General features: G+C 42.3%; 4 protein-coding genes. 1 reads left to right on the top strand and 3 read right to left on the bottom strand.

Features of this window, described 5'->3' with window-relative positions; genetic code table 11:
• Both ABZB17_RS18235 and ABZB17_RS18240 read right to left on the bottom strand, forming a co-directional pair.
• Positions 1–1,152: glycosyl hydrolase (locus ABZB17_RS18235; protein WP_372652269.1), on the bottom strand; the 1,152-nt coding region annotated here is incomplete at its 3' end.
• A 24-nt stretch (positions 1,153–1,176) separates the two neighbouring features.
• Entirely contained in the window at positions 1,177–3,279 is a 2,103-nt protein-coding gene (locus ABZB17_RS18240) for a beta-galactosidase (RefSeq protein WP_372652270.1), read from the bottom strand.
• A 450-nt stretch (positions 3,280–3,729) separates the two neighbouring features.
• On the opposite strand from ABZB17_RS18240, the gene ABZB17_RS18245 reads away from it, so the two are divergent.
• The gene (locus tag ABZB17_RS18245) at positions 3,730–4,059 is read left to right on the top strand and encodes a cupin domain-containing protein (protein ID WP_372652272.1); all 330 of its coding nucleotides are present in this window, start codon (positions 3,730–3,732) and stop codon (positions 4,057–4,059) included.
• A 144-nt stretch (positions 4,060–4,203) separates the two neighbouring features.
• Here the strand turns inward: ABZB17_RS18245 and ABZB17_RS18250 are convergent.
• The coding region (locus ABZB17_RS18250; RefSeq protein WP_372652273.1) for a two-component regulator propeller domain-containing protein at positions 4,204–7,353 on the bottom strand (3,150 nt) is incomplete at its 5' end.

Here is a 7,353-nt window from a genome sequence, read left to right on the forward strand (position 1 = left end):
ATCGAGAATGGCAGCCGGTGAACCATGGGCCTGGTTACGGATGATGGTGTTGTATGATTCGGCCCAATCTGCCCAAACGATGGTGAATTTATCCAACAGTAAATCGGAAATGGTTTCGCGGAAATCGCACAACACACGCTGGTTGGTTTCTTCATCCATATCGCCAAATAGCGCAGGAAGTTTTGTTTTTAAATCGTAGCCTCTGCGTTTTTCAAACTCTTCAAAAAAGAGGGGAGTCCAGTTGGCATCGCCAGAGGCGTCGTCCACTTCGTATGAATCGTTAAAAAATGCCCGAAGCCCCGTTAAATCGATGTCTTTGACATTTTTATCAAAATCGGACAGAAATATTTTTGTTGCTTCTTCCGAAAAATGGTCGATCACATTTCCTTCGCCACCGGTTCCGGCACGTTCTACCATTTTGCCGTGCCAGCCCTGAAATACAGCATATAGATCCCAGTTACCTTCGGGAGCTGTCCAATCAAGAATCCCGTTTGCGTTAACGAAATTAGTCAAATCAATAGTTTCTCCCTGCATGTTAAAAGCCATCAATGTTTGGAGTGGCAGCGGTTTTTCGAAGCGTACCTGGTCGAGCGCTAATTCCTGTAAATTGGTATTGCTGCTAATTGGGAATTTTACTTCCGAGATATCAACTCTCTTGTTTACGGCACGCACCAAAGAAGGCTGGATAAACTCAATTTTTTCCTTAAGTTGTTCACCTGATTTTAAGTGGTACTTTTTGTATTGAAGGTTTTTGCAGGCTTGTTCCGCATCAATCCACGGACCTCCAAATGGCCAGCCCGATGCATTGGCCAGGTCGACGCCCAATCCCAGTCGTTTAGCTTCTTTTAAAGTATGCTCAAACATTTCCATCCATTCTGCTGATTGAAATGAAATGGATTTATCTTCATCACCTTTAACATCGTAAATGGGCGTAATTTCAACACCTCCAAAACCGGCCTTGGCCAGTTCTTCCAGATTAGCCGTTAAGTTCGCTTTGTCAACGGCACTGCCGTGCCACCACCAGCGTGTCCAGGGTTTGGTTTCGTTGGTTTGTTCCGGCCACTCCGGGGTGGTTGTTTTTTCGCATGAGGTGAATACGAAAATGGTAAAGATTAACAGAATTAACGGGTATAAGTTTTTCGCTTGTCTCATCAGTTGAAGTATTTTCCGGTTGATTTATTTCGTTTTCCAAACCAGTACGCCTGCTGTCGGAATTGATTTGTCTCCGATCAGAATTTCCGTGCCGGCAGGTAAATCCATGTTATAGGTAATGTTGGAATAGTTTACGGCAATTCCGTAACCATCGCGGTATTCCACCATAACACCTTTTGGGTAATCTTTTACATCGATATCAAGGCGGTCATAAAGTTTATGCAGAACTGCACGCTCCAGTTGGCCATCGTGACTGTCGGCTCCAACATAGGTAACTGTTCCTTTGCCCAACTTATTAAACGTTACAGCTGTTTTACCGGTATAATAATCACCGCTAAAAGTTCCCCAGGTTTCGGTGCCGGTATTGGTTTTCAAGATATCTCCCCATGTTGTCCATGCGTATTTTTTATTGTCCATTATAACTGTGTCGGGTGCAAAAGGACGGAGTAAATCGTAGAACTCAATTTCGCCACCGATCAGTTCATAAAGCGGTTCGGCATGTTTTGCCTGCCACAGATGTCCAAATTCATTCTGATGCCCTGTGCGAACTGACATTACCAGGTTTCCACCGTTTTTTACATATTTAGTTAGCTTGTCAACCAGCTCTAAACTCATTTGCTGATAAGCCGGAGCTACAAGTACCGGATATTGTGAAAAGTCCATAGAGTCGCGGACAAAATCAACCGGTGCACCAAATGCTTTCAATGCTTTATAGTACTTCAGCACATGGCCTTCGGTATCCCATGTCGAATTTTGTTTGCTGTTGTTTATGGCTACTGTATTGTCCGGATCATACAAAATAGCTGTCTTCCGGTTTAAATAGTCTTTCGGAATTTGACCCTCAGAAGGATTGTTACGAAGCACTTCTATTTCGTCGATAAATTTTTTGTATTCTAAGCCGCCCGGTGTAGGCGTTACGCCATCGGGGCCAACAATGCCGTAATGATACTGCTCGTAGCCGTAAATTGGTGCACGGAAGCGGTAGGTACAGGTGAATTTACTACCTCCGGCAAAAACGTGCCATAACCACAGCCGCACTGCTCCGGGTAACGGTTGCGAGTTGATTGAACCCCAGTTTACCTGTCCGGGTTGAAGCTCCATTACACCATAAATCGGCGTTAGCGGTCTGAAGTAATCGTTGGCCATGGCAATGCGCGAGTATTCGCCCACGCGGTAACCTTTTGGGCCAATTCCGGTATGTTCGCCATAAACCATGTAGCGGGTGTAGGTAATAAAATCCAACTTCTTGCTGGCGCCGGCATAACGCGCATCGTAATAGGGGATGTAATTGGTGGTAATCCACTGATCGGGATTTGCATATTGGCGAATTACCTTTGCCTGGTCATCCAGAAAACTTGAGGTTTCGTAATCGCAAAAACGGCTGTGATCCAAACGTTGATACAGGTTCATTCCCCATTGCGAGTGTTTCGGAATGTTTATCTGGTCGAACCGGGTGTAAGTACCGCTCCAGAAATTGGTTCCCCATGCTTCATTCAACGCTTCAATGTTACCGTATTTTTCTTTTAACCACGCTCTGAAACGTTTTTGGGCATCTTCGCCATAATCCACATTGGCAGCAGGCTCGTTGTCCAATTGCCAGCCAAATATCCGGTTGTCGTTACCGTAATGTTTAGCCAGTTCCTCAATCATTTTCATTGAATAACTGCGGTAATATTCGTTTGAAAAGGACGCGTGTTGGCGCGATCCGTGATCCATCTTTGTTCCGTTTTCGTGCTGTTTCAGAATGTCGGGATGTTTGCGTACCAGCCAAACGGGCGGGGTAGCAGTTGAGGTGCACATTACCACTTTTAGCTTGTATTTATCGGCCAGTGCCACTGCACGGTCGAGCCACGCAAAATCGTACACGCCTTCTTCCGGCTCCAGTTGCGCCCACGCAAACTCGGCAAAGTGGGTAAATTCAAAACCCATTTCGGCCATCTTTTTTATATCGCGTTCCCACTGACTTTCATCCCAGTGTTCGGGGTAATAATAGGCACCCACCGATGTTAATTCTTCGGGCGGGAAATAAGTGCCCTTATTTTGTGCAAAACTGTTGAATAAAATAAAATGACTAAGAATAAAATAAACCAGAATGAATTTGGAGTTGAAAATTGAGTTGGTACCCATAATTGAAATTTAAGTTTAGATTATCATGTTTTTATATGACGTAAAGAATTCCGAAGATATCTAATTAAGAGGAATTTATTAAGTAATAAATGCCCGAAAATCACAATTTTTTCTCCCATTTTAACATGTGTTTTTTTTCGTTTTTATTTTCTCGAATTTCGACAAGTATTTTTGAAAAAATTGAAAATGAATATCCTGAGTTTTCTGTAAATGGGGGAGTTCTGAATATTGTTGGGAATGAAGTTCAGAATAAATCAAGGGGAAAATTGAATGCGTAAAAAATTTGAAGTTAAATTTAGACATTGATTCACTTGTTCTCAAAAGGTAATTTGATTTACTGTATTTTTAGCGACCCATTTTCCTGTAAAGTTGAAGATCTCAATACTTTTAAGGTTTTTGAAAATCTTTTAGTTTTGTAGTATCAACCGTATAAAATTTAACCGATAAGTTATGGCAAGCGAGAAAGTATTTAAAAACAGTAAACGCTGGGAAGATCTTGGCGATGGCGTGGCTCGTCAGATTATGGGCTGGGACAACCAGATTATGATGGTAAAAGTAAAATTTGAAAAAGGTGCCGTGGGTGCCGAACATTCGCACTTTCACACACAAACTACTTATTGTGTAAGCGGCAAGTTTGAATTTACCATGGATGGCGAAAAAGTAATTGTTGAGCCCGGTGATGGATTGTATGTAGAGCCGAATATGTTACACGGAGCGCTTTGTTTGGAGCCCGGAATTCTGATCGATGTTTTTAGCCCTGTTCGGGAAGATTTTTTGTAGGAATAGGAAAAACGTTATTGAGTAATTGAGTGAATGAGGACTATTTTGAGTAAAATCTAGGATTACAGGATAGTTCCCGATAATTTGTAACAGATCTCTCGCTGCGCTTCGAGATGACAGGAGTGTTTGTGCGATTGCCTTACACTAAGAGAATTTGTCTTTTACTTCATCTGAAAGATCGTTTGTGGTCTTCCGGTTTTTTTCGATGTATTCCGATGGCAGCATTTCGTATTCTTTCGAAAAATATTTCGAGAAATACCGCGGGTTATTAAAGCCTACCTGGTACGCCACTTCTGATACCGAAAGTTGACTTGTTTCGAGCAGGTGAGCAGCTCGTTTTAAACGAATAACACGGATGAATTCGATAGGCGTTCGGTCGGTTAAGGCCAGTAGTTTTTTGTACAGACTAACGCGGCTCATCCCCATTTCTGCACCAAAATCTTCAACGGTAAACGACGCTTCTGATATATTGGCCTCAACAATTTTTAAGGCTTTCTTTATAAACTTTTCGTCCTCAGAGTCGACTTTAATTTTTTCAGGACTTAATCCTGTCATCGATAGATATGATATACGCAACTGTTCGCGCGAGCGCAGCAGATTTTCAATACGCGATTCCAAAACTTTAAAGTCGAAAGGTTTGGTAAGGTAGGCATCAGCTCCCGACTCGTAACCTTCAACAACCGGTGCAGTATCGGTTTTTGCCGTTAGCAGAATTACCGGAATATGTTTGGTTTTTCTGTTCGATTTAATTTTAGCGCATAGTTCAACGCCGTTCATTTCGGGCATCATCACATCGCTAATCACAATATCGGGCAACTGCTTTTCAAAGGTCGCCCAGGCTTCTGCTCCGTTTTCGGCCTCAATAATGTTGTATCTGATTTTAAAACTTTCCTTCAGGTAAAAACGCAGGTCGGAGCTGTCTTCCACAATCGCCAAAGTTTTTTTCTCCCGGTCGAAAGCCGGAGCATAATCGGTTGTCGCTGATACGGGCTGTTTATAGGTTTTTCTTTCAGTCGTTTCAAGTTGTTTGTTGGCGGCTATTTCTTCATGAGTAAACATCTCCACAGGAATTTTCACCGTGAACGTACTTCCTTCGTTCAGGTGGCTATTAACATTCACATCGCCTCCCAGCAGGGTAACGTACTCTTTCACCATCGACAAGCCAATTCCTGAGCCCTGGTTTATTTCTGTTCCCGCATTATCGGTTTGGTAAAAGCGGTTAAAAATCTGCATCTGTTGTTCGGGAGTAATCCCAATTCCCGTATCCGATACTTTTACTGTTAAAACAGGCTTTTCGGCCGATGTATTCAGTTTGATATCCAGGCTGATTTTGCCTCCGCTGTTGGTAAATTTGCAGGCATTACTTAGCAGGTTGGTAAATATTTTATCGGTTTTGTCTTTATCAAAATAAGTGTACAGGCTTTTGTGGCTGCTTGAAAACTGGAACGAGATATTTTTACTTTCCATCAGGTCTTCAAACGACGCTGAAATCTCGTGAATAAAACCGATCATTTCGCACCAGTTTTTATTTACTTTAATTTTTTGGAGCTCCATTTTTCTGAAATCAAGCAACTGGTTTACCATTGCCATCAATCGGCGGGCGTTTCGCTGAATAAGAATAAGGTGTTTTTTATCGTCGTCGTTTTTACTGTTTTCAATTAATTTATCGATGGGAGCGATTATCAGCGAAAGAGGTGTGCGAAATTCGTGACTGATATTGGTAAAGAACTTGGTTTTCAATGTGTCGACCTGGTGAATACGTTCGGCTTCGCGGTGTTCCTGTTCGGCCTCAAATTTCAGTCGCTGGCGTTCGGCCAAAATCCTCCAGGTTATAAACAACAAGCCGGCGATAACCAAAATATAAAGTATATAGGCGTAGCCGGTTTCCCAAAATGGCGGAAGAATTTTGATGCTTAAAGGTGGATTCATTTCGCGCCAGTTGGAGTTATCGTTACTTACCCTGATGCGCAGTTGGTAATCACCTGAATTCAGATTGGTAAATGTAAGCTCATGCATGCCGCGATTCACTTCCATCCATTCGTTGTTAAAACCACTTAGCTGGTATTGAAAATTGTTTTTCTCGGGATGAAAATAGCCGATTGCCGCAAATTCAACCGAGAACACATTCTCTTTGTGTGTTAAGGTAATTTGATTGCGGTAGGTAATCGATTTATCCAGAATAATCCTTTTTCGGAAAGGTTCGTTAACTTTTATATTTTGATTGAATACCTTAAAGTTCGTAAGCACGATTTTATCGTTGGGCGTTTGAACCACAATATCTTCGGGTTTAAATAAATTGAACCCGTTGGCACCGCCGAAAATCAACTCTCCGGAGCGTGTTCGGTAAGCTGCTTTTTGGTTAAATTCGTTTCCCTGCAGGCCATCCTGCAAACCAAAGTTTTCGATATCAACGTTCAGTTTACCTATGGGTAGTTGATGCGAATAATTTTCAACGCTGATTTTTGATATTCCTTTTAAGCTGGCAATCCAAATGTTTCCGTTTTGGTCTTCCTGAATGGTTTTTATATTCGAATTGGCCAGCCCGTCGGCTTCCGTTAAAACTTTAAAAGTGCCTTGTGTTTTATTAAAAATATTTAAGCCCTGCGTTGTTGCCACCCAAATTAAACCCCTTACATCTTCGTGAATGTCGTTTGCATTACTGTCGCTTAACTGTCCGGGGTTTGCCGGATCGGCATCGTAGTGCGTAAACCGTTTGGTATTCAGGTTTAATACATCAAGTCCAGCGGAAGTTCCCAGCCAGAGGTTTTGCCCGCTGTCTTCCATTATCGACATGATAAAATTGGAACCTACTGAATTTATATCGTTTGATGTGTAATGAATAAACTCTTCCTTTGCGCGGTCAAAAAGATTTAATCCACCATTTAAAGTCCCGATCCAAAGGTTTTGTTTCGAGTCCTCAAAAACCGACCAAACCCGGTTGTCAGACAAGGAACCGGGATTATCCGGATTGTGCAGGTAGTGTTTAAATGTTGTTCCGTTAAAACGGTTTAAACCACCCTGATAGGTTCCGGCCCAAAGTGTTCCTTTACTGTCGATATGTAGCGCAACAATTACGTTTGCACTGATGGAGTTGGGATTGTCAGCATCATGAAGGTAACTTTTAAAGGTATTTTTGCTGCGGTTAAAATAAATCAATCCGCCACCATTTGTGCCAATCCACAGATTTCCCCGATTGTCTTCAACAAAGCAGTTAACATCGTTGTAAGGTAAGCTGTTCGGCGCCTCGGCCGAGTACCTGTAGTGGTTAAAAGGAATAAGATTTTTGTGGTAGTA

The sequence above is a fragment of the Draconibacterium sp. genome, assembly GCF_041583095.1.
Taxonomy (GTDB): Bacteria; Bacteroidota; Bacteroidia; order Bacteroidales; family Prolixibacteraceae; genus Draconibacterium.

Coding starts and splice junctions, on each gene's coding strand:
- ABZB17_RS18240 (WP_372652270.1), bottom strand. CDS start 3,279: ATGGGTACCAACTCAATTTTCAACTCCAAATTCATTCTGGTTTATTTT.
- ABZB17_RS18245 (WP_372652272.1), top strand. CDS start 3,730: ATGGCAAGCGAGAAAGTATTTAAAAACAGTAAACGCTGGGAAGATCTT.